This is a genomic window from Citricoccus sp. NPDC079358, assembly GCF_040702545.1.
Lineage (GTDB): Bacteria > Actinomycetota > Actinomycetes > Actinomycetales > Micrococcaceae > Citricoccus.
On the sequence record NZ_JBFBLI010000001.1, the window covers coordinates 389554 to 414386 of the forward strand.

Here is a 24833-nt window from a genome sequence, read left to right on the forward strand (position 1 = left end):
AGTTCAACCCCGCCGGGTGGAACGGCGGGAGGCGACCAGGCAGATCGCGGCGAAGAGGATGGTCCATGCCACTACGTTTAGCACGATGGCCCACCACGGGTCGCTGATAGGGGCACCACCGGCTTCCATGCTGACGACCGCCCCCTCCAGCTGGGGCCACCGCGCCAGGGCGGCGATGCCATAGACGGGCGTGAAGCGGGCGATCTCCAGCAGAGTGCCGGACAGCGGCATGAACAGGTTGCCGAAGAACGCCAGGACCACGAGGATGCCGGACGCCGCCGAGACGGCCGCCTCCGAGCGGAACAGCAGGGCAGCCGCGAGCCCGTAGAGCGCGAACGGGACGGCCCCGAGCAGGGCCAGGGCGCCGGAGGCCGGCCACATCCACGCCTCGTCGAAGGCCGCACCCGTCAGGGAGCCGACGGTGAAGACCACCACGATGGGCATCAGGGCGATGCCCAGGGCCACCAGGACCTTGCCGAGCATGTAACCCGTGCTGGTCAACCCCGTCAGGCCGAGCTGCCGGCCCCACCCCTGCTGGCGTTCCAGGGCGGCTGATCCGGCGATCGCACTCGTCGCCATCGTGGCGCCGTAGACCGTCATGGCCGTCATGTTGTAGGTGGCGATGGTGCCGTTGCCGACCGGGTCCTCTCCGAAGGCGGACAGGGCACCGAACATCAGGTAGAGCACGGTGGGCAGGACCACGATGAAGAAGGTGGACTCCACCATCCGGGCGTTGCGGAGGAACTCCCAGCCGGCGAAGGCGGTGATGATCCGCAGCCTCGACTTTCTCCGGCCGTGCTGACGCTGCTGACGCTGCTGACTCTGGTGAATCTGGGGTGAAGCGGTGGTGCTCATGTCAGTCTCCTTCTGTGGCGTCGTCGGACGTGAGATCGAGGAAGACCTCGTCCAGTGAGGCCGCCGCGATGGTGAGGTCATGGGCCAGCCCCGCGGAGAGCAGGAAGCCGGCGAGCCGGTCCGTGTCCTGTGCGGTGAACCGCACCCGGCCGTTCTGGTGCGCGACGGCGTCGGGAAGTCCCAGCTTCACCGCGGCCTCCTCGGGGGTGCCGGGGCCGTTCCACACGCAGGAGACCGTGCGGTGGCCCGTGCCGATCACCTCGTCCACCGGACCGTCCACCACCTTGCGGCCGGCGCGCATCAGCACGATCCGGTCGGCGAAGTCTGAGGCCTCCTGGAGGAAGTGGGTGGCGAAGACGACCGTGCGGCCGCGTTCGGCCTCGGCCTGCATGGTCTCCCAGAACTCCTTGCGGGCCCGGACGTCCATGCCGGCGGTGGGCTCGTCCAGGAGCAGCAGGTCAGGTTCGGTCAGCAGGGCGAGGGCGAAGCGCAGCCGCTGCTGCTCTCCGCCGGAGCACTTGCGGACCTTGCGGCCGGTGATCTGTGCCGCGCCGGCCCGCTCGAGGGCGGCCCCGACGGGGATGTGACGAGGCTGGCAGGCGGCGACCATGGACATGGTCTCCTTGACGGTCAGGTCGCTCAACAGGCCTCCGGTCTGGAGCACGGCGCCGACCCGGCCCTCGAGCACGGCCTGCTTCGGAGGCACCCCCAGGACCGTGAGGGCACCGGAGGTCGGGGCGGTGAAACCGAGGACCAGGTCGAGGAACGTGGTCTTGCCGGCACCGTTGGGACCGAGCAGGGCCACGATCTCGCCGCGCTGGATCTCCAGGTCGACACCGTTGACGGCCCGGACGGCGCCGGCCCCGACGCCGAACTGGCGGTGGACGCCGGTGGCGTGGAGGGCGGTGCCGGAGCCGGCGAGGTCGGCACCGCCAGCGGGGGATTGCTGGGGGGATCGCTGGGGAGAACGCCGGGTGAGCCGCGGGATGCGTCCCGGGACGGTGCTGGGGGCTGTGGTGTTCATGTCTCCAGTCTGTGGATCCGGACTCCGCAGCGGATCTGCCGGGCGTCACCGATGCCCCATGACATCCGTCATGGGTGGGCGCGGGGGAGGAGCGGGTCCGGGATCCCTCGCGGCGTACCGACTGGGCGTGCCACCATCGGGGTCATGGAACTGAGCATCGAACCCGGGGACATCACGGAGCAGTCCGTGGACGCGATCGTCAATGCCGCGAACTCCACCCTGCTCGGCGGCGGGGGCGTGGACGGGGCCATCCACCGCCGCGGCGGTCCGGAGATCCTCGCCGAGTGCAGGCGGCTGCGCGAGACAGAGCTGCCGGACGGTCTGCCGGCCGGCCAAGCCGTCGCGACCACGGCGGGGCGGCTGAGTGCCGGCTGGGTCATCCACACGGTGGGGCCGGTGTACGCGAAGACGATCGACAAGTCTGAGACGCTGGCCTCCTGCTACCGGGAATCCCTGCGCGTGGCCGCCCGGCTCGGGGCTCACAGCGTGGCCTTCCCGGCGATTTCCGCCGGCGTCTACGGCTGGCCGATGGATGACGCCGCGCGCATCGCCGTGCAGACGTGCCGCGAGGTGGCCGCGGAGGTCGGTCCCGACGCCGGCCCGGTCACCTCGGTCGTCTTCGTCCCGTTCTCCGACACGGCAGAACGGGCCTTCCGCGAGGCCCTGGACGGTTAGAGACCGCTTATAGGATTCCGCCATGGACCCTTTGAGCCTGTCAGCCCGCGATCTGTCCGCCGCCCTGCGTCACCGCCAGGTGTCCGCCCGGGAGGTGCTGCAGGCCCACTTCGCCCGGATCGACGAGGTCAATCCGAGCGTCAACGCTGTGGTGACCCAGGTCCGTGAACGTGCCTTCGATCAGGCGCTCGCGGCCGACGACCACGCTGCTGCCACGGCCCCGGAGGACCTGCCGGCGCTGCACGGGATCCCGATGACGCACAAGGACACCCATGCCACCGCGGGTATCCGCACGACCTCCGGCTCTCCGATCTTCGCCGACCTGGTGCCCCGGGAGAGCGACCTGGTGGTCGAGCGGTTCCAGCGCGCCGGCGTGATCTCCACCGGCAAGAACAACGTCCCGGAGTTCGCCGCCGGGTCCCACACCTACAACACGGTGTTCGGGACCACGCTCAATCCCTACGATCCGAGTCGCAGCGCCGGCGGCTCCTCGGGTGGGGCCGCTGTCACCCTGGCCACGCGCATCCAGCCCCTGGCCGATGGCTCGGACATGGGCGGTTCCCTGCGAAATCCGGCCGCCTTCAACAACGTCGTCGGCTTCCGAGCCTCGCATGGGGTGGTGCCCAACGCCCCCGCGCGGGATCCTCGCGCCTGGCTCGGTCAGAAGGGTGCCATGGCACGCTCGGTGGAGGACGTCATCCTGGCACTGTCCGTCCTCGCCGGCCCGGATGCCCGGGTCCCGGTGCATTGCCCGACGCCGGCCGGAGACTTCGCCGAACTCCTCGCCGAATCCGTGGGTCAGGTCGGAGCAGGTCGAGGCGGAACTGGCCGGGGCGGAATGGATCGGGACAGAACAGACCGGTACGGGAACGTGCGGACGGGAGGCGACCGCTCGCGGCGTGCGGCCACCCCGGACCGTCCGCTGGCCGGGGTCCGGGTGGCGGTGACCACCGACTTCGGGCTGGACGTGCCCGTGGAAGGCGAGGTGGCCGGCGTCGTGCGGGAAGAGGCGGAAGTGCTGGCCGATCTCGGCGCGATAGTGGAGGAGGCGTGCCCGAGGCTGCGTGAGGCGGACCTGGTCTTCGACGCCACTCGGGCCTTCGACATGGCGCTCGCCCTGCGGGACGTGGTGGCTGGATTCCCCGGTCAGGTCAAGGAGGAGGTCACCTGGAACGTTGAGCGCGGGCTGGCGCTGACCGCGGCGGACCTGATGGATGTGGCCATCGCGCGGGGCCGGCTGGACCGTGAGATCGCACGCTTCTTCGGAGCCGCCGGAATCACCGGAACCGCCAGAAACGCTGTCGGTGGTGCCGGACGGGACGGTGCGGCCGGGTCCACCGGCGCCGGTGCGTTCGACGTGCTCCTGGCGCCCACGGCGCAACTGGTCCCGTTCCCGGCCGAGTGGGCCTGGCCGCGAGAGGTGGCCGGGATGGCGATGGGGTCCTACGTCGACTGGATGCGCTCGGCGACCCTGATCTCGGCGACCGGATGCCCGGCCATATCGGTTCCCGGCGGATTCACCGCGGCGGGGTTGCCGGTGGGCCTGCAGCTGGTGGGTGCGCCCGGCCGTGACGTGGACCTGCTGCGCGTGGCCCGGGCCTACGACGAGGCCACGCGATACGCAGACCGGGCCCCGGCGATCTGAGGATCTGAGGGTCCTCAGTCACCGGGGCCGGGCCGTGAGTCGTCAGATCATGTGCCGATGGGGCGTCTATTCGGCACGCTAACTGACGACTCAAGCCCTGACTACTCACGCCCTGACGACGATCAGGAGGGATCAGGCGCGCAGGATGTTCTCTCCATTGGAGAACAGCTGCGGGGCGCCGACGGCCTCGGCCCCACCGGTGGCATCAGCGGGGGAGTACAGCTGGATGACGGTGGCCGAGACGGCCTCGGCGTTGTCGAAGGCCTCGAGCACGAAGGCGTCGTGCGGCTGGCCCTCGACCTCGAGGCGGGCGTCGAACACGGAGACGGCCATCTCCGGGCGGGGCTCCAGTTGGGCGACCTGCGCCCGCATCTGGTCCTCGTCGGCACCGGGCAGCTTCCACATGCCCTTCTGCTCCTCATCGATGTAGCCCAGCAGGAACGGCGCCACGGCGTCGGATCCCTCGGAGGCGAACTCGAGCGCCTGCTCGATGGCCAGGAAGACGAGGGGGGAGATGCGCTCAGAAGGCGGCTGGGGCTGCCCCTCGGGCAGCGGGGTTCCGGCGGCGACCAGGTTCGGGTCCGTCGTCGAGTCGGCGGTGTTTCCGCCTTCCCCATTTTCTCCATTCACCACGGGGCCGGGGACGCCCGCGGGGTCGGTGGTTGGGTTGGTGGTCTGTTCTGGTTGGTCAGTCACGCGCTCGACGCTATCGGTCACCGGTACCATGGACAACCGTGGCTCTCTCTATCGGAATCGTCGGCCTGCCCAACGTTGGCAAGTCCACCCTCTTCAATGCACTCACCCGCCAGACCGTTCTCGCGGCGAACTACCCGTTCGCCACGATTGAACCCAACGTCGGGGTGGTGAATCTCCCGGACGAACGGCTGGACACCCTCGCGGGGATCTTCGGCTCGCAGAAGATCCTGCCGGCCACCGTCTCCTTCGTGGACATCGCCGGCATCGTCAAGGGCGCCTCCGAGGGGGAGGGACTGGGCAACCAGTTCCTGGCCAACATCCGGGAGTCGGACGCGATCGCCCAGGTGGTCCGCGCCTTCGACGATCCGGATGTCATCCACGTGGACGGGAAGATCAACCCCGCCTCGGATATGGAGACCATCAACACCGAGCTGATCCTCGCGGACCTGCAGACCCTCGAGAAGGCGATCCCGCGCGTCGAGAAGGAAGTCAAGGGCAAGAAGCGCGAGGCCGCCGAACTCGAGGCCCTGCAGGCCGCCCAGACCGTGCTCGAACGCGGGGACACCATCTACTCGGCGATCGACTCCGAGAAGCTGGACATGGATCGCCTCCGGGAGGTCAGTCTGCTGACCGCGAAGCCGTTCATCTACGTCTTCAATGCCGACGACGGCGTGCTGGGTGACGAGGCCAAGAAGCAGGAGCTGCGCGACCTGGTGGCGCCTGCCGATGCCGTGTTCCTCGATGCCAAGCTGGAGTCCGACCTCGTGGAGCTGGACGAGGAGGAGGCCCGCGAGATGCTGGAGATGAACGGTCAGGATGAGTCCGGCCTGGACCAGCTCGCCCGCACCGGTTTCCACACCCTCGGCCTGCAGACCTATCTCACCGCCGGACCCAAAGAGGCCCGCGCCTGGACCATCCGGAAGGGCGACACCGCCCCGAAGGCCGCTGGCGTCATCCACACCGACTTCGAGCGCGGGTTCATCAAGGCCGAGATCGTCTCCTTTGGCGACCTGGTGGCCACCGGGTCCATGTCCGACGCCAAGGCCGCCGGCAAGGTGCGCATGGAGGGCAAGGAGTACGTCATGCAGGACGGCGACGTGGTTGAATTTCGATTTAATGTATAAAGAAATACGCCTCTGACCAGCAATTTCACACTATTCCGCGTCTCAAAAGCAAATCTGGTTCTTCCGCTTCAACCCCTTTCCGGCTCGCTGCGCTGGGTTGGTGACTTCCGGTTTAACCTTCGGAATTTGAGGCGGATAGGCCTGGGGCGTGGCTCAGAGGGTTGCGCTCGGCGTAAGCGGCGTCGTTTGGACGTCTCAAAGTCGTTTGACGCGTGACTCAGAATCTCCCGTCTCAAAAGCACGTCGCCGCGAGGGCTCGTTCACTCAGAGGGGGTGTCTTTGCTGGGGCTGTTGTTCCCTCGGGTGGTGAGTGTGTGCAGTGCTGCATCCCAGCTTCCGTCTGTGACCATCTGCCGTGGTGGCGGCCGTCTGCCAGGAGCCGAACTCGGCGGGTAGCTCACGCCAGGGGATGCCGGTGTGTGCTCGATAGAGCGCGGCGTCGATCAGGGTTCGGCCGTCGGTTCGCGGTCGTCCGCGTCGGGTTGGCTCATCGGGCTGCACGATGGATCGGATCCGATTCCATTGTGAATCGGTGAGACGTCGGTAGTCGGATACTCGAGGTTCGGGATCCTGGACAGCTTGAGCAATGGGCGCGGTGATGTAGGTGGCGACAACGATGCCGCGAATGAGCCTGCATTCTGCGCAGAGAGTCGTTGGGCGGACGTTGTCGGGCGACCCGGAGGTCACCAGGGTGCGGTGACCACAGGTCCTGTCGCTCTCTTCCCGACCATTGGAATCGACCGGCCCGGTACCGAGCGCTGGCCGGTGTCAATGAAGGAGCTTGACGAGCTCGCGACGTGGGTGCGGACTCAGGCGGTGCCGCGGCTGATCACGGGAATGAGCCGCCGGCACCGGCCTTGCCAGCTCAGTACGAGATCTCGGTCGGTCATGGAGATGAGCGCAACGCATTGTCAGGCGGGTCGGCGACTTCTGCAGCGCAGCTGCACAGCGACCGCCTCGGCGCTGCAGCCGTACGGATCGACACGGCCGAGACCATCGCCCAGATGGATGACGCCCCAAGTCACAGGCAGATCTCGGCATGGCTGGAGAGCTTGTCGGACCAGGAGATGCTAGACCGGATGAGGGATCTACGACCTACGGCCACCTATGAACCGGCGATCGTGCTGAGCAACTTCGCCGTACTCGAACGGATGCGCGACGATGCTCGCAGATTCGCAGGCCTGGCGGTTGAGCAGTAGGAAGTGCACCGGCATCGGGCGCGGTGCTCAGCCGCCAGAGTTCGTGCCATCGATGAGCGCGGTGAACTCGGAGTTGCTGAGCACCGTGAGCCCAAACTCCTGAGCCATGTTCCGAACAGCCTCGTCGGCGGTGACGACGACCCACTCGGGGCTGAGCAGCATTTGGTTATCGTGCTCATGCCCTTCGAGCGCGCACGCCACGACCAAAGGATCGGCGTTGCCTCTGTTGGCGTAGAGGTCGACGAGACTGGTGTCTGCGGAGGGGACAGTTGCCATGATTTGTGAGAGCCAATGGAGCACCCGCGGTGTGGTCGGATGCACGTTGTCACGCAGCGCCGCGATGTCCGGAAACCCGGATGCCTCGTGCATGACCTCTTCCGGGATTACCGCGTTCTCCAGGAAGAACTTGTCCGCACGGCGTTGCCTGCCGAGTTGGCTGAGAGTGTTGGTATCTATCACGAACCGCTGCCCGAAGTCGCTCATTGAACAGCTCTCCGAAGGTCCTCGATCCGCGATGGCTTGAGGTGGTTCAAGCAGATCGATCGGCAGAACTCGCCTGCGGAGATTCCGCCGCTGTCAAGCGTGTGTAGCATTCGAACGGTGAGCTCCCTGCCGTTGTACTTGCGTACGGCATTCTCGGGATGGATCGGGCTGCGTGGCCCACCCTTCGGGCGACTCCTGAACTCACCGCGCAGTTGATCCAAATGTTCGCCTGCGGTTCTCTGATCTATCAGGCCCAGCCGCATCGCGCGCACCGCGACAGCACTCGCCGTCACCTTGAACTCGTTCGAGGCCGCTTTCACCTCGTCGAGCGACGCAAACGCCAGCCTGCGCATCCGCTCGGCAGGCATGAGCATCGCGCCCGCGATGTCGTACTCGCGGCCGGGGCCTGTCTCAGTGCTGCCTCCGTCCCACGTCATCGGAGCGAAGATGCGTCGCGCCACAAGCACTGTCATGAGCGCCAGGGTGAAGATCGTGCGGCCCACCGGCTCCTGGTCGTCACCGTGGTCGCCACCTGCCAGGAAGATGTACGGAACTTTGTTGTCTCGGACTGTCATCCCGCTGAACTGCACATGCGTCAGGCGCTGGGGCATGTAGTTCTGGACGCTGCGCGACACCAGCACCTGGTTGGCCTCGAGGCGCTCGATCATGAGGTCGAGAGCTTTCTCCTTCGACCTGCACGCACGCAAACGTTCATATGAGAGGCCGAGCGCCGACGAGAGGGTGGACGCGTCGGCGTCGGCGGAGGTTGTGTCATGGTGGAGCAGGCCGATGATCTTGTTCGGCCGCAGCGACGCGTCGTGCTTGCGAAGGAGCTGCTGCTTGCGGATGAGGTCCTTAACGATCAGCTCGACGTCGCGAAGCTCTACCTTGGCGCGCGCGCCGAGGGAGAAGGTGTCCCTGCTGACTCCGGCGAGGAGCTTGGCTGTCTTCTTACCAACCTGCTCCCGCACCAGCGCGATTGGGGCGAAGAACAGCGTGTAGGGGATGTCTCCCTTCCGGGCGAGGTTCACCAGGTCAGAGAACTTGATACTCCCCGTTTGGAGCGCGCGCTCGTAGCCTTTGTACGTTCCGGCTACCGAATTGTCTAGAAGCGTAGTGAACACGGCGTCATCGATGGACACCGCTGAGCCGACGATGAGTACGTGAATAGTGATGTCAGTTCACCCCCGCCGGGTCGTGATGATGCCATTGAGGGCTTCTTGATTCGTAGCCTAGTGTGCATCGTCCCGATTGAAGTGCCGAGTAGTAGCCTCTACGGGTCGCTGGGGAGGTAACAGTCCTCTTGCATCGCGAAAAAGACGCGGCAGTCCACGATGACGGAATCGAGAATCCGGGGATCGAGAGCCGGTAGCTCGAACTTCGACAGGTAGTACTCACGGTCCGGTGAATCACGAGTCCACTCGATTTTGATGCCCCGGTCTGTGCCGTTGTCGCTGGTCTCACGATTGCCCCGTCGTTTCCCATGGACCAAGTCCAGAAGTGGGGTTCAAACGCAGCCCGACGCGGGCGCTGGACTCACCGCGATGTCGCTGGCTCATCGTATTCTTGGAGCATGACCGACTCTGAGGCCGATCCCCGTAGCGTTTTCGTGATCCACGGACGCAATGAGCCAGCGCGTGAAGCTCTGTTCGCCTTCCTGCGCTCCATCGACCTTGCGCCCATCGAGTGGTCGGAAGCCATCTCCATGACAGGTAGCGGCTCGCCATACATCGGTGACGTTCTGGACGCTGCCTTCCGGCGCGCTCAGGCCGTGGTGGTTCTCCAAACGCCCGACGACATCGCCCATCTGCATGAGTCACTGACTTATCCCGGTGATCCAGAGACACAGCCTCAGATGCAGCCAAGGCCGAACGTGCTCTACGAAGCGGGAATGGCGATGGGTCGCAACCCAGAACGGACCGTCATGGTCGAACTCGGCCAGGTGAAGGTCTTCAGCGACATCCACGGTCGTCATGCCGTGCGGCTCGACAATTCAGTCGCGAAGCGCCAGGACTTGGCTATGCGACTCCGCAACGCCGGTTGCGCCGTGAACCTCGACGGGACTAGTTGGCATTCGGCGGGAGACCTCACTCCTCCTAGTGCGCCTGGGGGAGGGTTGCCGCTTGGGCGGAAGCTCCCTTCGTCTCAGAGCGCGGGGCTTCCACGTCTGACTGCTCGACTGCACGAACGAGGCGGTAACAAGCTCTCCGATGTCATCGTCACAAACCACGGGCCGGGCACTGTGTACGAGTTGTCGGCTGAGCCGGTTGGAGAGGACCACAATCTAGAGCGTCGGCACGACGAAGGCCCCGTACCTCAGCTTCCGACGGGCAAGTCAGTCAAGGTCTTGCAGCGGATGCCAGCGAGCTTTACTCGCTCCAATCGGTCGTATTTCACCATCCGGCTGCTCGGTAGGACGGCGGATGGCGTGGAAATCAACCAAGAAGAATTTGTGAGCGCAGATTGAGATGAACATTCCTGTGTCCTTGCCTCTCGACAACGACGGTTTTCTTCGCCGTGAGTGCCCGAACTGTGTTCGACAGTACAAGTGGCACGACGGACCCGCCAGTGAGGAAGCTGAGAACCAGCCGCCCGCCGACGCCTACTACTGTCCATTTTGTGGCGTCGCCGCCGCGACCGATCAGTGGTGGACGACCGAGCAAGTGGAATACACGCAGGGGGTGGCGATGCCGGCCGCCATTCAGGTACTCGATGATGAGTTGGGGTCCGCATTCAAGGGCATGAGCAGCAAGAATTTCAAGATCAAGCAGACGGGTCATCTCGATGTCCCGGATGAGCCGGACCCGCTCACCGAGCCGGACGACATGATGATCGTGGCTTCACCCTGCCACGGCTGGGAACCGATCAAAGTTCCAGAAGACACGACTAGCCCTATTCACTGCCTCGTCTGCGGTCAGGCTTTCGCACTCTAATTCTCGCGCTTCGCTATGCCCAGGGAGTAAGCCCTTCAGCTTCCGCTTCTGTGGTCCCGATCCGAGAAGCCAGACGCAGCGGGCGTTCCTCTGACACCTGAATTCTGTCCAGCCGCGTCTACGGGCTTCCAGTCACCTCTCTGGCCATGTTCCGGGCAGTGACTGCGTGACCAGAAGGTTCCCGCTCCCGTCTACGAGATGGAGATTCCTCTTGCCGACGACACCGGTAGTCACAGCGTTAGTAGATTGTTAAACGATTCCGTTGTGAGGGTTTGCTGTAGGAATAGGTGACGTCGAACATGGCTAGCCGGGAAGGCTGGCCTGGAAGGATGTCACCATGTCGAGGCCGTGTCCGACAGAGTTTCGTGACGACGTAGTCCGGGTCGCGTTGAACCGTGAAGCGGGGGTTTCGATTGCGCAGATCGCGAAAGATTTCGGCCTTCACGTCGGATCCCTCGCCGGGCCTTCAGAGGTTGGTCCGTGACGAAACGCAGTGGAGTTTAGGTTTAACATCTAGCGGTATTGACACGCATCGTCATACACTCGTCTCGTGATCAGGTCGTTCGGAGACAAGGACACCGAGCGGCTGTGGCGTCGTGAGCGTGTGCGGTCGATCGATCCGAGGATCCATCGAGTCGCCTTGCGCGAGCTTCGTCAGGTGGGGGCTGCGGAGTCGCTCGACGATCTTCGTATCCCGCCCGGCAACCGGCTCGAAGCGCTCAAAGGCGATCGGGCCGGCCAGCACAGCATCAGGATCAACGACCAGTGGCGGATCTGCAACGCGCGAGACCGATGCCGGACCGGAGGAGGTGGAGATCGTTGACTACCACTGACAAGATCGCGCCGATTCACTCGGGTGAGGTGCTCATGGAGGACTTCATCGAGGGCTTCGGCATCACCCAGAACAAGCTGGCCGTCTCGATCGGGGTTCCGCCCCGGCGCATCAACGAGATCGTCCACGGCAAGCGCGCGATCACGGCGGACACCGCTTTGCGGCTCGCGAAGTACTTCGGCACGACGGCGCAGTTCTGGCTCAACCTCCAGGCGTGCTACGACCTTGATCTCGCCGAGGACCGTGTGGCTGAGCAGATCGAGGCGATCAAACCCCTGCAGGTGGCCTGAGTGGCCGGCACGGCGGCCACGTGTGGCTACGCGACGCCCGGCAGCCGGCGCCTCGTCGTGTCGCCGGTGAGCCGCATCGGACGGCAGTGGGCGCGCTTCGTGGGGCCGGAGGCGACGCGTTTCAATAATGCGCTTGCGATCGGCTCGGCCATCGCCGGAGCCGTGGCTGCCGGCCTCTGGGCGCGACGCCGTGGGGGCGGGCTCGGCACCGTGGGGCTGGTGGCCGTCATGGCTGCCGATCTGGTCGGCGGGGCCTATGTCAACAACACCCGCGCCTGCGTCCGCTGGTATGAGCGGGCGGGCCAGGGCGATCGCGAGCACCTGGCCTTCGCCGCTTTACATGCGCACCCCGTCCTGGTGGCGTGGGTCGACCGCCGCCTCGGTGCTCGCGAGCACGCACTCGCCTGGGCGGTGGCCCAGTACGGCTACATGATGGTGGCAACGGTCATTATCCGTTCTTGCCCTGTGCGGCGGCGGATACTCGGCGTCGCGCTGACCGCTGGAGGTGTAGCCCTCGACCGCACCCTGGGCCCCTCGACGTCGGTCCCGTGGTTCTCATGGACCTACTACCCGAAGCTCCTGATGGGCCATGCTGCCGGATCCTTTCGGCCGGACGAGGACTTCGGCGCGGACTTCGCCCATCTCGAAGGGGTGCGGAAGCCGTGGCCCACGAGATCTGCTGTAAGTCAGTAGTTCGGCTGCGGATTCGCCGCAGCCCGAACGTAGCACGGGTGCTACCATGTTCTCATGAGCGTTGAGTCGCAGAGCGAGAGTCTCTCGCAGCGTGAGCTGCGCAATGAGTCCGGTCGTGTGCTCCGTGCCGTGAGTGAAGGGCGCTCCTTCGTGTTGACCAACAGCGGGGTACCCGTGGGGCGGATTGTTCCGCTGGACGCCCCGGCACCTCCGTTGCCGATCGCTCGTCCGGCACGGCGGCAAGGTGGATGGGCGGCACTGGCTGCCGATCGTCGCCCCCCCGCCGGGCGGAGCCTTGCGGAGGCCCTCGACGACCTTCGTGGAGACCGTTGGTGACCTCGACTCCTGTCGTCTACGTTGACACTTCGGCTCTGGGCGCGTTGCTGGTCGATCAGCCTGAGAGCTCGGCTCTCGTGGACTGGCTGGATCAGGAACCGGCCGTGTTGGTCTCCAGTGATCTTCTCGAGACTGAGCTGCGCCGTGTCGCGGTTCGCGAGGGGATCGACCAGGCGGACGTCAGTCGTCTCCTCGACGGCGTTGCGATGGCGGCTCTCGACCGGGCCGTCTACCGCAGCGCCGGCTTCCTGCCCATGCCCTACCTGCGCACCCTCGACGCTCTGCACCTGGAGGCGGCTATCCGGCTCGATGTCTCAGCGATCCTCACCTACGACCGCAGGCTCGCCGAGGCAGCCCTCTCCGTGGGCCTCGAGGTGATCGCTCCGGGCACCGAGAGTGTGACCTGAGTCAGATGGTCCTATGTGCCGGAACGCGGTGGAGTTCCGGTTTAACGTCTAGCGTTAATGACGGTGTCCGTTATAAACTGGTGTCGTGATCAGATCGTTCGGCAGCAAGGACACCGAGCGCGTCTGGCATGAGCAGTACGTCAAGCGCGTTGACCGGACGGTGCAGCGGGCGACCTTGCGGAAGCTCGAGTTGATCCATGCGGCGAAGGATGTCGAGGACCTCCGGGTCCCGCCTGGCAACCGCCTGGAGCTGCTGGTCGGCGACCGACGCGGGCAGTACAGCATCCGCGTCAACGCGCAATGGCGTCTCTGCTTCGTCTGGAGAGAGGGAGGTGCGGATAATGTCGAACTCGTCGACTACCACTGAGCGCGACCTGATCGAGCCGATCCACCCGGGAGAGATCCTGATGGAGGATTTCATCGAGGGCTTCGGGATCACGCAGAACAAGCTTGCCGTGTCCATCGGGGTGCCGCCGCGCCGGATCAACGAGATCGTGCACGGCAAGCGGGGAATCACCGCTGACACGGCGATCCGTCTGGCGCGATACTTCGGGACGTCCGAGGAGCTCTGGATGAATCTGCAGTCGAACTACGAGCTGCGCCTGGAGCGCCGGGCGCTGCGCGACAAGGTCGCTGCGATCACGCCGCTGGCAGTCGCGTGACCGGACGCCTCGTCGTGGTCTCCGGTCTGCCCGGGGTCGGCAAGACGAGCGTCGCCGTGATCGTCGCTGCGAACACGGGAGCGGTCCACCTTTCCATCGACGCAGTCGAGGAGTCGATTCTCGCCTGCGGATTGCCGACAGGGCGGCAAGTCGGCGTGCGGTGATCTGGCGTGCTGCTTTGCCCGAGCGCCAGGTGAGCGGTCACCTTGAAGTTGACTCTCGTGGTCAACTTTCTGGTGATCCATCCTGCACTAACTTGACTGATAAGATCAAGTTAGTCGTCGATCCGGAAGGAGCCAGCGTCGTGTCCGATTCCCTAGGTGCGCCCGCTCTCCGTGCGGATGCTCGCCGAAACGTCGATCGGATCCTGCATGCGGCGGTTCAGGTGTTCCGGGAGCGGGGGTTCTCCGCGCCGCTCGAGGAGATCGCCGCGGCAGCCAACGTGAGCAAGGCGACCATCTTCAACCGTCTCGGCGGGAGAGTCGGGCTGATCGATGCCGTCATCGACGACGTCGTCGCGGCGGAGCTGCGGGCTGTCATCGATGATGCGCAATCCGTCGTCGAGGTCCGAGAGCGGATCCGCATCTACATCGGCGCGCTCCGGGATCTGCAGTATCGACTTCCAGCAGTCAATGATGTTCTGCTGCAGGAGTACCGTGACTCCGAGCCTTTACTCGCCCTGTGTGATGCCGGGACGACTTTCCATGACGACCTTGTCGCGCAAGGGCATTCCGCAGGCGTCCTGGTTCACGACTTCACGTCCGCAGACTTCCAGGCGCTCGCCCGGGATAATGCCCTGGCGCTCAAGTACGGTGGCCGTCCGCCTCGAGCTGACTACGATCGCAGAACCGCGTTCGTCCTCGGCGGGATCTGCTCATCGAGATGGCTGATGTGATCGCGTCGTGGCAGGAGGTTGCCGCGTCCGGCGATGTGGTGGAGTTCCGGTTCAGTGCGTGAATCAGGTGACCGTGCGGATGCCAGAATGATTCCGTGATCAGTACCGAGACACCGCCGAGGACGTCGTGATTCTCACATGACAAAAGAGGTCAACCATCGAGAGTTCTGACGAAATGGACGTGGCTCGCTGGCAGTCGCGACTCGATGACGTGCGTCGCGCCGTCGAGCAGTTGCGTGACGCGTGCGCGACGGACGGAGATGCGCGGCGCGCTTCCACCGCGGCATGGCTCGAGGGGCTATTCGCAGAAGTCACGAGTGCCAATGAACTCCGGCAGAGTGCCCAGCAGGCGTTGGCGCTCTACGCCGGCGGCATGGGCTCCTTCCAGGACGTCGGGTCCGCGACGATGGCCGCGGCGGTGGACACGTTGCGCTCAACGCTGCGCGTTGCCTTGAGCGCACATCCGTGGGATGCATCGTGACCGGGCGGTAGCGGTAGCGGTGGCGAGTGGAGAACAGAGCGGTGACTCGTGGCACGTCCCGGAATACATCCGCGGCTCCGGGCTGTTGCACCGGGCATGAAAGCAATGTCCTATGCGAAGTACGGCGACGAGAATGTCCTCGAACTGACCGAGCGCCCCAAGCCCACAGTCGGCCCTAGTCAGCTCATGGTGCGCGTGACGCGCTCCTCGGTGAACCCAGTGGACTGGAAGGTCGTGTCCGGCGGTCTGGACGCGATGCTGGAGACGAAGTTCCCCGCCATCCCCGGGTGGGACGTGGCAGGGACCGTGGAGCAGGTCGGTCCGGACACCCCGGAGTTTGCCGTCGGGGACCGCGTGGCCGCGTATGCCCGCAAGATGGTCAACGAGGGCGGGACCAGTGCGGAGTACGTGACAATCCCGGTGGAGTTCGCGGCCCGGATCCCGGAGGGTGTCTCGGACGACGTGGCCGCCGCGCTGCCCCTCACCGGCCTGACGGCCCGGCGTACCGTCAACGCCCTGGATCTCACGGACCAGGACATCGTCCTGCTGCACGCGGCATCCGGTGGCGTCGGCTACCTCGCCTCCCAGCTGGCCGTCCGCACCGGCGCGACGGTGCTGGGCACCTGCTCACCCGAGAACTTCGAGAAGCTGCGCCGCATCGGGGTCATCCCGCTGGAATACGGTGATGGGCTGGTCGATCGCGTGCGGGACGCCGCGCCGAAGGGCGTGGACGCCGTGGCTGACTTCGTCGGTGGAGTGCTGGAGAGCACCCTGTCGGTCTTGAACGACGGCGGCCGGCACGTCTCGATCGCCGATCCGGCCGTCCTGGAGCACGGCGGGCGGTGGCTGTGGGTCCGGCCCGACGGGGCCGGACTGGCCGAGCTGTTGAGCCTGGTGCAGTCCGGGGATCTCACGGTGGACATCGACCGGACCCTGCCCCTGGAGCAGCTGCCCGAGGCCTACCGCCTCAGCCGCGCGGGTGAGAGTCAGGGCAAGATCGTCATTCGCGTCCAGGACTGAACTTCTTCCACCGCACGTGGTGGACACTGGAGGTGGCGTTGCCTTCCCGGGCCGCTCGGCAGCCGCCCGCACAGAGGAGTCACGAATGACCGCAACACTGGTGGCCACGGGTCTGGCCGGCGGCTATGGCCACCGCACGCTCTTCGACTCGCTGGACCTGACCGTCGCCCCCGGTGACGTGCTCGGGGTGGTGGGCGCGAACGGGGCCGGAAAGTCGACGTTGCTGAAGATGCTCTCCGGCGTCCATCAGCCGCATGCGGGCACGGTGTCACTGGCACCCACAGACGCTTTCGTTGGGTGGCTGCCCCAGGAACATGAGCGGGTGATCGGAGAGACCGTTGCCGATTACATCGCCCGCCGCACCGGTTGCGCCGAGGCGACTCGGGAGATGGACGCGGCGGCCGAGGCCCTCGCAGACCCGGCGGACGCCGAGACGGCCGCGGACACGTACTCATCGGCGCTGGATCGCTGGCTGGCCAGCGGCGCGGCCGACCTTGATGAGCGGCTTCCCCTGGTGCTGGCGGACCTCGGACTCGACGCCGGCGATGCCACTGAGCAGGCATTGATGACCGCCCTGTCCGGAGGGCAGGCGGCCCGCGTCGGCCTGGCCGCCCTGTTGCTGTCCCGTTTCGACATCGTGCTGCTGGACGAGCCCACCAACGACCTGGATCTGGATGGACTGGAACGGCTCGAGGCCTTCGTGCGCGGTCTCCGCGGCGGCGTGGTCCTGGTCAGTCACGACCGCGAGTTCCTGGCGCGCAGCGTGACCAGGGTGCTCGAACTCGATCTGGTACAGAACTCGAATCGCGTGTACGGCGGCGGGTACGACTCCTACCTGGAGGAGCGCGCGACAATCCGCCGGCATCTGCGAGAGCAGTACGAGGAGTTCGCCGGCCAGAAGGCAGACCTCGTCGCACGGGCCAGGACCCAGCGGGAGTGGTCGAGCCAAGGCGTGCGCAATGCCATGCGGAAGGCGCCGGACAATGACAAGATCCGGCGCAAGGCCTCCACGGAGTCCAGTGAGAAGCAGGCGCAGAAGGTGCGGCAGATGGAGAGCCGGATCGCGCGGCTCGAGGAGGTCGCGGAACCGCGCAAGGAGTGGAGGCTCGAGTTCACCATCGGTGCGGCGCCCCGATCGAGCTCCGTGGTCTCGACGCTCAGTGCGGCGGTCTTCAGGCAGGGGACCTTCACGCTCGGGCCGGTCTCGCTCCAAGTGAATGCGGGGGAGCGCATCGGCATCACCGGGCCGAACGGCGCCGGGAAGTCGACGCTGTTGCGAGGACTGCTCGGCCACCAGTTACCGGAGGAAGGCTCCGCGAGCTTGGGGGCGAGTGTGCGGATCGGGGAGGTCGACCAGGCCCGGTCCCTGCTGGCGGGTCCACAGCCGCTCGCCACCACCGTCGAGGCGCTCGTCCCGGACCAGTCTGCCGCGGAGGTGCGAACGCTCCTGGCCAAGTTCGGACTGCGGGCCGAGCATGTGAACCGTCCGGTCGACGAACTCTCACCGGGGGAGCGCACGCGTGCCGGTTTGGCCCTGCTCCAGGCCCGCGGGGTCAACCTGCTGGTCCTGGACGAGCCGACGAACCATCTGGACCTGGAAGCCATCGAGCAGCTCGAACAGGCCCTCGAGTCCTACGACGGCGCGCTGCTGCTGGTCACGCACGACCGGAGGATGCTCTCCGCGGTCCGGACCGACCGACGGTGGAACGTGGACGTAGGCCGGGTCACGGAACGCTGACCGCCACGCTATAACCCCTACCTGAGGCTCACTGGCCAGCGTCCACGATCTCACCATTGCGGGGGAGGCTGCCGTGGAACGAGATCGGCACGGCCCTGGCCCGGCTGATGTCCCGCCCGTCCACGGCGTGGACATGCACGTGCGGTTCGGTGCTGTTCCCGGAGTTCCCGCACCGTCCGAGAGCCTCTCCCCGCCTGACGGACTGTCCCAGCCTGACCACAGGACTGCCCTGCTGGAGATGGCAGAGCACGACGACGGCCACCTCGCCGTCGGCTCCACGCGTCTCGATGAGCACGTGGTTGCCGCTCAACCCCAGCCACCCGGCACCCAGGCGCCTCCGCTGGGTCACGGCGTATCCGATCGACGGGAGGCCCCGGTGTGATCGGTGGTCCGGCTCGTCGCCGTGCACACCGACCACCACGCCGTCGACCGGGGCCGTCAGCGGGCGGCCGAACCCCGGGAAGATCGCGGCCGGTTCCGGCCGCAGGAACGAGGTGAGCCTGTACGGGGCTGATCGGCCGGCGTCGTCCACCGGGACGAAATCGATCGCGTGGGAGAGGCCGAACTGCGCGGTGCCGTGACTTGGCACCCGATTCGCCGGGCTGTTCTGCACCAGCCACCGGCCGGCAAAGGGATAGTCGAGATCAAGTGGCACGGACATCGGACCTCATCTCCAGGGGCGGATTCTTGGTCGGGGGTGGATGATCAATCGCGGTCGGGGCGCCTGCGGTGGCGCTTGGTCTCAGCGCGCTGGCGTTTGGCCTCGATCCGGCGCCGTTGCGAGCCTCGAGTGGGCCGGGTCGGCTTCCGTGCGATCGCTGGGATCAGGGCCTCGCGCAGCAGCGCCGCGAGGCGTTGCCGTGCTGCTGTGCGGTTGCGCCGCTGGGAACGGTGTTCCGCCGCGCTGATGGTGAGGACGGTGCCCGTGAGCCTCCCGGCGAGCCGGTCGAGCGCACGTTCGCGCTGGAGATCGCTCAGGGCCGTGGTCGTGGCGAGGTCCAGGCTGAGCTGCACGCGGGAGTCGGTGGTGTTGACCCCCTGGCCGCCGGGGCCGGAGGCATGGGAGAACTGCTCGAGCAGCTCTCCCGCCGGCACGGTGAGGCCGCGGGGCGCGCCGGGGCCCGGAGGTATATGCAGATCGTCCACACCACGAGTGTGCCGGACCGGGGCCGTTGGCGCTGCAACGTAGGAGAGACGGAACCCGAACATCGGGGAGATGGAATCCGGCGGGACGTGCCCTGGTGGTCAGGCGGTTTCGTCTTCCTCACGCAGCCGCGGTTCCACGCGCAGTGCGGGATGGAATCCGGCCTTGTCCGCGTAGAACGCGCGGATGCGGTCCATATCGGTGCCGATGTGCCCGGTCAGCTCGAAGGTCGGACCCAGGCCGGTGGTCCTCGTCGTGCGATCCACGAAGCCGAGGGTCACCGGCATTCCCGTCTCGAGGGCGATGCGATGGAAACCTGACTTCCAGTGCGCATGCGCCCCGCGGGTGCCGTCCGGAGTGACCACCAGGCCGAAGACCTCCCCGGACCGCACCCGTTCGACCACCTCGGAGACGACACGGCCGGGATCCGTGCGGTCCACGGGGATGCCGCCGAGGCGGCGCATGATCGGTCCGCGCCAGCCGTGGAACAGACTCTTCTTCCCGAGCCAGCGCACCTCGATGCCCAGTTGCCAGGTGATGGCGAGCATGAACGCGAAGTCCCAGTTGGAGGTGTGTGGCGCACCGATGAGTACGGTGGGTCGGTCCGGCGCGGGCTCGGAGACCAGCTTCCAGCGGCTGAACCTCCAGAATGCACGGGCGGTGAGGCGTTGGAGCATGCCACCACGGTAGGGCACTTTCCTGGTGCCGCGGCTCAGGAGAGGCCCGGGCTGGCGCTGCCGCTGGCTCTGGCTCTGGCTCTGGCTCCAGTGTTCCGCCGCTGACCGGCCAGAGGTGGATCTCAGCCCGGGCCGGCGGCAGGATGGGTCCATGAGTGATCCGAAGCAGAAACTGACCCCGTCCGAGATCGCCGAGGCCGGCCTCACCGGCTGGAACCTGGTGGAGGAGACCCTGATGGCGCGGTTCGCCACCAAGAGATTCACCACCGGCCTGGAATTCGTGAACCGCATCGGTGCCTCCGCGGAAGAGGCCGACCACCATCCGGACCTGACCCTCACCTATCCCGAGGTGGCCGTGACGCTGTCCAGCCACGACGTCGGCGGCATCACCAGCCGGGACATCGACCTCGCGCGCACTATCAGCGACCATGCCGCAGAGCTGGGCGTCAGCCCTCGTGACGGAAACCGATCTTGAGGGTGACCTGCCAGTCGGCGACCTTGCCGTCCGAGAGGTGACCGCGCACCGACTGGACCTCGAACCAGTCGAGGTTCCGCAGGGTCCTGCCGGCCTCGGTGACGGCATTGGCGACAGCGGCGTCGATGCCGTCGGGGGAGGTGCCGACGAGTTCGGTCACGTTGTAGACGTTGTTGGCCATGGTGTTCTCCATTCATCGCTCCCGAGCCGGGGCGGCCCGTGGTGCGCGACACGCTACGGGAGGCTCATCCCGGCCGGAAAGGGCTGACAGATCGCTGACCAGAGGTGCTCCTGGACGCCTGCTGGAGAGTGCTGGCGGAGCCTCAGCTCGTGAGCCGGTGCGAGAGTCCGCGGATGGCCGCCACGGACTCGACCACCGCGCGGGCGGCCCCCTCGGCTTCGGCCTCCGTGCTCTCGGGCCCGAAGGTGAACCGCACGGCGGTCCGGGCCAGATCGTCCGGTAATCCCAGCGCTGTCAGGACGTGGGAGGGTTCGTCCGAACCGGCCGCACAGGCCGATCCCGAGGAGCAGAGGATGCCCCGGCGTTCCAGTTCCAGCAGGACGGCTTCGCCCCCGGTCCCATCGAAAACGAAGGACGCCGACGCCGGCAGGCGCAGTTCCGCAGAGCCGGTCAGCTGGGCGCCCGGCACCTGGTCCAGCACGGTGGAGGCGAACCGGGCGCGGAGCTCGGTCAACCGTGTGGAGACCGCCTCGCGTTCGGCCTCGGCAGCGGTGAGGGCGGCGGCCAGGGCCACAGCTCCGGGCACGTTCTGGGTGCCACTGCGCCGGCCCCGTTCCTGGCCACCACCGTGCAGCACCGGCTCCAGTGGGAATCGCCCGCGGACCCAGAGCAGGCCGATGCCCTTGGGAGCGCCGAGCTTGTGCCCTGACAGGCTCAGGGCATCGACACCGAGCGCAGCCACGTTCAGGGGCAGCCACCCGGCGGCTTGGACGGCGTCGGTGTGGAAGGGCACCCCGGCGGCCCGTGTCACCTGCGCCAGGTCGGCCAGGGGCTGGATGGTGCCGATCTCGTTGTTGGCGTACTGCACGGACACCAGGGTGGTGTCGGACCGGATCAGCCCGGCCAGCTCGTCGGCGGACACGAGACCGTCCCGATGGGGCGTGAGGTACTCGACCTCGAAGCCGTGGAGGCGGGCGAGGTGGTCGGCGGAGGCCAGGACGGCCTCGTGCTCGAGCGGACTGGTGATGAGGTGACGCCCGCGGGGACGTCCGAGGGCGATTCCTTTGACGGCCAGGTTGTCCGCCTCCGTCCCGCTGCCGGTGAAGACCAGATCACCGGCGCGGACCCCCAGGGCCTGGGCGATGGAGGCCCGGGCCGCCTCCAGCCCTGCAGCTGCCGCCTCACCCACCGTGTGATGGCTGGAGGGGTTGCCGAACTGCCCCGTCAGATACGGCCACATGGCCTCCAACGCCTCCCGACGCACCGGCGTGGTGGCGGCATGGTCCGCGTAGATCATGGCGCGGTGGCCCGCTCGCGCGCGGCATCGCCCGGAGCGACGTCCAGTCCCAGGTCCAGGGATCGGACCGAGTGTGTCAGTGCGCCGACCGAGATGACGTCCACCCCGGTGGCCGCGATCCCGGCCACGGAAGCCAGGTCCACCCCGCCGCTGGCCTCCACGAGGGCAGCGCCACCGATCAGGGCCACACCCTGGCGCAACCCGTCGAGGGTGAAGTTGTCTAGCATCACGGTGTCCACCCCGGCCGCCAGGACGGCCGGGATCTGGTCCAGGCGATCCACCTCGACTTCCACATGGGCGGTGTGCGGAAGACGGGCACGCATCTGCACCAGCGCCTCGGTGACGGACAGCCCGGCCCCGGCTACCGCCGCCAGGTGATTGTCCTTGACCATGACCGCGTCCGAGAGCGTCGAGCGGTGGTTGCGCCCACCGCCGTCGCGCACGGCTTGACGTTCCAGCAGACGCAACCCGGGGGTGGTCTTGCGGGTGTCCACGATCCGCGCCCCGGTGCCGGCTACGGTGGCCACGAAGCGGGCGGTCTGCGTGGCGATGCCGGACATGCGCTGGACGAAATTCAGTCCGATCCGTTCTGCCCGGAGGATGCCGCGGGCCGGACCGGCGATCTCGGCCAGTACGTCGCCGGACTCGAAGCGCTCGCCGTCGGAGGCCAGCAGTTGGACGCGGATCCGCGGATCGACGAGCCGGAAGGCCGCCGCGAACACCTCGGATCCGCTGAACACCCCCGGCTCGCGGGCCACCAGCCGAGCTTCGAGCGTGGCATCCACCGGGATGAGGGCCTCGGACGTCAGGTCACCCCAGGGGGCATCCTCGTCGAGGGCTGCGGTGACGAGGGCATCGATGTGCCGGAGGTCCGTCATCGCCCCGCCCCGGCCGGAACCACGGACAGCATCCGTTCCAGGGCCAGGCGGGCCGGCTCGGCCACGTCCTCGGACACGGTGATCTGGTTGACGATCTCGCCGTCCAGGAGTGATTCCAGTGCCCAGGCCAGATAGCCGGGATGGATGCGGTACATGGTGGAGCACGGGCAGATCACCGGGTCCAGGCAGAAGATCGTGTGCTGCGGGTATTGCGCGGCGATCCGCTGGACCAGGTTGATCTCCGTGCCGATGGCGAAGGTGGACCCGGCCGGAGCCGCCTCGATGGCTTTGACGATGAAGTCCGTGGACCCCGAGGAATCGGCGGCGTCCACCACGGGCATGGGACATTCCGGGTGCACCATCACGTGCACGTCGGGGAAATCGGCACGGGCCTTCTCGATCTGGGCGACCGTGAAGCGCTTGTGGACCGAGCAGAAGCCGTGCCACAGCAGCACAGTGGCCTGCATCAACTCTTCCTCGGTGCTGCCGCCCAGTGGTTTGCGCGGATTCCACAGGGGCATCTGCTCCAGGGGGATGCCCATCGCCTTCGCGGTGTTGCGGCCGAGGTGCTGGTCCGGGAAGAACAACACGCGCTGGCCACGCTCGAAGGCCCACTCCAGCACCTGTGCCGCGTTCGAGGACGTGCAGACGATCCCGCCGTGACGGCCCACGAAGCCCTTGAGCGCCGCGGAGGAGTTCATGTAGGTCACCGGGATGACCGGCGCCCTGCCCGCAGCGTCCGGTGCGGTCCCGTAGATCTCCTCCAACTGCTCCCAGCAGTCCGTGACGGAATCGAGGTCGGCCATGTCCGCCATGGAACAGCCCGCGGCGAGGTTGGGCAGGATCACGGACTGTTCGTGCGTGGAGAGCAGATCGGCGGTTTCGGCCATGAAGTGCACGCCGCAGAAGACGATCGCCTCGGCCCGGGGACGGGTGCGCGCGGCCTTGGCCAACTGGAAGGAATCGCCCACGAAATCGGCATGGGCCACCACTTCATCACGCTGGTAGAAGTGGCCCAACACCACCACGCGGTCACCGAGCTCTGTCTTGGCCGAGCGGATGCGCTCGTGTAGTTCCTCCTCGGTGGCCTCCCGGTAGGAGGCCGGCAATTCGCCCTGGCGGGGTGCCGCCCCCGGCAGGGGATCGTCTTGCGAGGCCCCGGGGCCATAGCCGGGCTCGGGCAGCGAACCGGCGGGGCCGGCGTCGAGCATCCAGGGTGCGGAGTCCAAGGCGGGTGCGCAGGAAGACCCGCTGGCGGAACCGGCGGCGATGAGCTTCAGGGTCCGGTCCACGGAGGCGTCGATCGGAGGCCCGACTGAGGGGGGCGCCTCTGCGGGGGAGGGCTGGCGGACGGTGATGGAATGGGCCGTCATGGTCGGACCCTTTCTGCGGTGGGATTCTCGGGTTGGATGTCACGGTGCCGGGTGGCGTGTGTCTGGTAGCGGTAGAGCTTGGGTGGCCGGTGCGGTGTGCCGGCCATCAGCTCACCGGTGGCCACGATGTCGGTGGAGGCGGCCACCGAGCGGCGGAAGTTCGCGGCGTCGAGCTCTTGCCCGAGCACCGCCTCGTGCACGGACCGGAGCTGGGCGAGGGTGAAGGTCTCGCCGAGGAAGGAGTGGGCGATGTGCGCATACTCGACCTTGGTGCGCAGGCGCTCCAGGGCGTAGTCGACGATCGTGTTGTGGTCGAAGGCGAGCCGGGGCAGCCGGTCGGCGCGGAACCACCGGACATTCTCCCCGGGGGCGGCCTGTTCCACCTCGTCCGTGCGGACCAGCGCGGAGTAGACCACGGACACCACGCGGCCGGTGGGGGAGCGGTCCACCCCACCGAAGGTGTAGAGCTGCTCGAGATAGCTGGGATGCAGCCCGGTCGTCTCGCCCAGGGTGCGGGCGGCGGCCGACTCCAGTTCCTCGCCTGCCGGAAGCCATCCCCCGGGCAGGGCCCAGCGGTCCAGATGCGGTTCACGCGTGCGCAGCACGAACGGAGTCCACAGTGACGGCCTGGAACCAGCGGCATCACCTTCCGGCCGCAGCGCGAAGATGACGGTGGACACGGCGATCGCCGGGGCTGCGCCCTGCGGCCCCGCTCCATGGGACGCCAGCGATCTCGACGGCTCCGGCTCCTGGCCCATCGCGACACCCCTTGTGGTCAATCGGACTTGAAGCTCCTTCATATCTTAGGGTCGAAACGACC

Annotated in this window: 31 protein-coding genes and 1 pseudogene; 18 read left to right on the plus strand and 14 right to left on the minus strand. The window is 66.9% G+C overall.

What is annotated here, in order from left to right; translation table 11 throughout:
- Positions 1 to 3: 3 nt before the first annotated feature.
- Complete coding sequence (locus AB0333_RS01825; protein ID WP_366217069.1) at positions 4 to 855, minus strand: ABC transporter permease; 852 nt, start codon at positions 853 to 855, stop codon at positions 4 to 6.
- A 1-nt stretch (position 856) separates the two neighbouring features.
- Positions 857 to 1879: an ABC transporter ATP-binding protein gene (locus tag AB0333_RS01830; protein WP_366217070.1), complete on the minus strand. Its 1023-nt coding sequence runs from the start codon at positions 1877 to 1879 to the stop codon at positions 857 to 859.
- A 144-nt stretch (positions 1880 to 2023) separates the two neighbouring features.
- Between AB0333_RS01830 and AB0333_RS01835 the strand changes: the two genes are divergently transcribed.
- Positions 2024 to 2554 carry an O-acetyl-ADP-ribose deacetylase gene (locus AB0333_RS01835; RefSeq protein WP_366217071.1) on the plus strand — a complete coding sequence of 177 codons (531 nt, stop codon included), beginning with the start codon at positions 2024 to 2026 and terminating at the stop codon, positions 2552 to 2554.
- 22 nt (positions 2555 to 2576) lie between these two features.
- The gene (locus AB0333_RS01840) at positions 2577 to 4199 is read left to right on the plus strand and encodes an amidase family protein (RefSeq protein WP_366217072.1); all 1623 of its coding nucleotides are present in this window, start codon (positions 2577 to 2579) and stop codon (positions 4197 to 4199) included.
- 132 nt (positions 4200 to 4331) lie between these two features.
- Here the strand turns inward: AB0333_RS01840 and AB0333_RS01845 are convergent, their stop codons facing one another.
- Positions 4332 to 4895: a hypothetical protein gene (locus tag AB0333_RS01845; RefSeq protein WP_147301193.1), complete on the minus strand. Its 564-nt coding sequence runs from the start codon at positions 4893 to 4895 to the stop codon at positions 4332 to 4334.
- A 38-nt stretch (positions 4896 to 4933) separates the two neighbouring features.
- On the opposite strand from AB0333_RS01845, the gene ychF reads away from it, so the two are divergent.
- Positions 4934 to 6019, plus strand: coding sequence for a redox-regulated ATPase YchF (gene ychF, locus AB0333_RS01850; protein WP_115931712.1), 1086 nt, complete (start codon positions 4934 to 4936; stop codon positions 6017 to 6019).
- A 264-nt stretch (positions 6020 to 6283) separates the two neighbouring features.
- On the opposite strand, the gene AB0333_RS01855 is transcribed toward ychF, so the two are convergent.
- The 3 genes from AB0333_RS01855 to AB0333_RS01865 form a co-directional block, all read right to left on the minus strand.
- A complete protein-coding gene (locus AB0333_RS01855) occupies positions 6284 to 6706 on the minus strand; it encodes a transposase (protein WP_366217073.1) in 423 nt (140 codons plus the stop codon).
- A 539-nt stretch (positions 6707 to 7245) separates the two neighbouring features.
- Complete coding sequence (locus AB0333_RS01860; protein ID WP_366217074.1) at positions 7246 to 7701, minus strand: hypothetical protein; 456 nt, start codon at positions 7699 to 7701, stop codon at positions 7246 to 7248.
- Complete coding sequence (locus AB0333_RS01865; RefSeq protein WP_366217075.1) at positions 7698 to 8843, minus strand: hypothetical protein; 1146 nt, start codon at positions 8841 to 8843, stop codon at positions 7698 to 7700. Before AB0333_RS01865 ends, AB0333_RS01860 begins: the two co-directional genes overlap by 4 nt.
- A gap of 431 nt (positions 8844 to 9274) precedes the next feature.
- Between AB0333_RS01865 and AB0333_RS01870 the strand changes: the two genes are divergently transcribed.
- The 14 genes and pseudogenes from AB0333_RS01870 to AB0333_RS01935 all read left to right on the plus strand — a co-directional run bounded on the left by AB0333_RS01870 (position 9275) and on the right by AB0333_RS01935 (position 17988).
- On the plus strand, positions 9275 to 10168 hold the full coding sequence (locus AB0333_RS01870; protein WP_366217076.1) for a nucleotide-binding protein: 894 nt from the start codon (positions 9275 to 9277) through the stop codon (positions 10166 to 10168).
- A gap of 1 nt (position 10169) precedes the next feature.
- On the plus strand, positions 10170 to 10634 hold the full coding sequence (locus AB0333_RS01875) for a hypothetical protein (RefSeq protein ID WP_366217077.1): 465 nt from the start codon (positions 10170 to 10172) through the stop codon (positions 10632 to 10634).
- A gap of 550 nt (positions 10635 to 11184) precedes the next feature.
- Positions 11185 to 11467 (plus strand): annotated as a pseudogene (locus AB0333_RS01880) (type II toxin-antitoxin system RelE/ParE family toxin).
- On the plus strand, positions 11454 to 11756 hold the full coding sequence (locus AB0333_RS01885) for a HigA family addiction module antitoxin (RefSeq protein ID WP_068480755.1): 303 nt from the start codon (positions 11454 to 11456) through the stop codon (positions 11754 to 11756). Before AB0333_RS01880 ends, AB0333_RS01885 begins: the two are co-directional and overlap by 14 nt.
- Positions 11757 to 12449, plus strand: coding sequence for a hypothetical protein (locus AB0333_RS01890; protein ID WP_366217078.1), 693 nt, complete (start codon positions 11757 to 11759; stop codon positions 12447 to 12449).
- A gap of 54 nt (positions 12450 to 12503) precedes the next feature.
- Positions 12504 to 12785, plus strand: a complete 282-nt coding sequence (locus AB0333_RS01895; protein ID WP_082805748.1) for a type II toxin-antitoxin system prevent-host-death family antitoxin — start codon at positions 12504 to 12506, stop codon at positions 12783 to 12785.
- A complete protein-coding gene (locus tag AB0333_RS01900) occupies positions 12782 to 13192 on the plus strand; it encodes a type II toxin-antitoxin system VapC family toxin (protein ID WP_068494595.1) in 411 nt (136 codons plus the stop codon). Before AB0333_RS01895 ends, AB0333_RS01900 begins: the two co-directional genes overlap by 4 nt.
- Before the next feature lie 85 nt (positions 13193 to 13277).
- Positions 13278 to 13559, plus strand: a complete 282-nt coding sequence (locus AB0333_RS01905; protein WP_115931711.1) for a type II toxin-antitoxin system RelE/ParE family toxin — start codon at positions 13278 to 13280, stop codon at positions 13557 to 13559.
- Complete coding sequence (locus AB0333_RS01910; protein WP_115931710.1) at positions 13534 to 13854, plus strand: HigA family addiction module antitoxin; 321 nt, start codon at positions 13534 to 13536, stop codon at positions 13852 to 13854. Before AB0333_RS01905 ends, AB0333_RS01910 begins: the two co-directional genes overlap by 26 nt.
- Positions 13851 to 14018 carry an AAA family ATPase gene (locus AB0333_RS01915; protein ID WP_147301192.1) on the plus strand — a complete coding sequence of 56 codons (168 nt, stop codon included), beginning with the start codon at positions 13851 to 13853 and terminating at the stop codon, positions 14016 to 14018. The genes AB0333_RS01910 and AB0333_RS01915 overlap by 4 nt, the downstream gene beginning before the upstream one ends.
- 92 nt (positions 14019 to 14110) lie before the next feature.
- Positions 14111 to 14749, plus strand: coding sequence for a helix-turn-helix domain-containing protein (locus tag AB0333_RS01920; RefSeq protein ID WP_366217079.1), 639 nt, complete (start codon positions 14111 to 14113; stop codon positions 14747 to 14749).
- Between the two features lie 175 nt (positions 14750 to 14924).
- Positions 14925 to 15230, plus strand: a complete 306-nt coding sequence (locus tag AB0333_RS01925; protein WP_115931708.1) for a hypothetical protein — start codon at positions 14925 to 14927, stop codon at positions 15228 to 15230.
- 96 nt (positions 15231 to 15326) lie between these two features.
- Positions 15327 to 16250 (plus strand): NADP-dependent oxidoreductase, encoded by a 924-nt coding sequence (locus tag AB0333_RS01930; protein ID WP_211308996.1) that lies wholly within the window; start codon positions 15327 to 15329, stop codon positions 16248 to 16250.
- An 85-nt stretch (positions 16251 to 16335) separates the two neighbouring features.
- Positions 16336 to 17988: an ABC-F family ATP-binding cassette domain-containing protein gene (locus AB0333_RS01935; protein ID WP_366217080.1), complete on the plus strand. Its 1653-nt coding sequence runs from the start codon at positions 16336 to 16338 to the stop codon at positions 17986 to 17988.
- Positions 17989 to 18016: 28 nt separating this feature from the next.
- On the opposite strand, the gene AB0333_RS01940 is transcribed toward AB0333_RS01935, so the two are convergent.
- The 3 genes from AB0333_RS01940 to AB0333_RS01950 form a co-directional block, all read right to left on the minus strand.
- Entirely contained in the window at positions 18017 to 18649 is a 633-nt protein-coding gene (locus AB0333_RS01940) for a M23 family metallopeptidase (RefSeq protein ID WP_366217081.1), read from the minus strand.
- 44 nt (positions 18650 to 18693) lie between these two features.
- Positions 18694 to 19134 carry an alternative ribosome rescue aminoacyl-tRNA hydrolase ArfB gene (gene arfB, locus AB0333_RS01945; RefSeq protein WP_366217082.1) on the minus strand — a complete coding sequence of 147 codons (441 nt, stop codon included), beginning with the start codon at positions 19132 to 19134 and terminating at the stop codon, positions 18694 to 18696.
- Between the two features lie 99 nt (positions 19135 to 19233).
- Positions 19234 to 19809: a 1-acyl-sn-glycerol-3-phosphate acyltransferase gene (locus AB0333_RS01950; protein WP_366217083.1), complete on the minus strand. Its 576-nt coding sequence runs from the start codon at positions 19807 to 19809 to the stop codon at positions 19234 to 19236.
- 151 nt (positions 19810 to 19960) lie between these two features.
- Between AB0333_RS01950 and AB0333_RS01955 the strand changes: the two genes are divergently transcribed.
- Positions 19961 to 20284: a 4a-hydroxytetrahydrobiopterin dehydratase gene (locus AB0333_RS01955; protein ID WP_366217084.1), complete on the plus strand. Its 324-nt coding sequence runs from the start codon at positions 19961 to 19963 to the stop codon at positions 20282 to 20284.
- On the opposite strand, the gene AB0333_RS01960 is transcribed toward AB0333_RS01955, so the two are convergent.
- The 5 genes from AB0333_RS01960 to AB0333_RS01980 form a co-directional block, all read right to left on the minus strand.
- Entirely contained in the window at positions 20256 to 20465 is a 210-nt protein-coding gene (locus tag AB0333_RS01960; RefSeq protein ID WP_366217085.1) for a dodecin, read from the minus strand. The genes AB0333_RS01955 and AB0333_RS01960 overlap by 29 nt on opposite strands.
- A gap of 142 nt (positions 20466 to 20607) precedes the next feature.
- Positions 20608 to 21762, minus strand: coding sequence for a cysteine desulfurase family protein (locus AB0333_RS01965; RefSeq protein WP_366217086.1), 1155 nt, complete (start codon positions 21760 to 21762; stop codon positions 20608 to 20610).
- Entirely contained in the window at positions 21759 to 22640 is an 882-nt protein-coding gene (nadC, locus tag AB0333_RS01970; protein WP_366217087.1) for a carboxylating nicotinate-nucleotide diphosphorylase, read from the minus strand. Before nadC ends, AB0333_RS01965 begins: the two co-directional genes overlap by 4 nt.
- Positions 22637 to 24013: a quinolinate synthase NadA gene (nadA, locus tag AB0333_RS01975; RefSeq protein WP_366217088.1), complete on the minus strand. Its 1377-nt coding sequence runs from the start codon at positions 24011 to 24013 to the stop codon at positions 22637 to 22639. The genes nadC and nadA overlap by 4 nt, the downstream gene beginning before the upstream one ends.
- Positions 24010 to 24771 (minus strand): NUDIX domain-containing protein, encoded by a 762-nt coding sequence (locus AB0333_RS01980; protein ID WP_115931698.1) that lies wholly within the window; start codon positions 24769 to 24771, stop codon positions 24010 to 24012. Before AB0333_RS01980 ends, nadA begins: the two co-directional genes overlap by 4 nt.
- Positions 24772 to 24833: the final 62 nt, after the last annotated feature.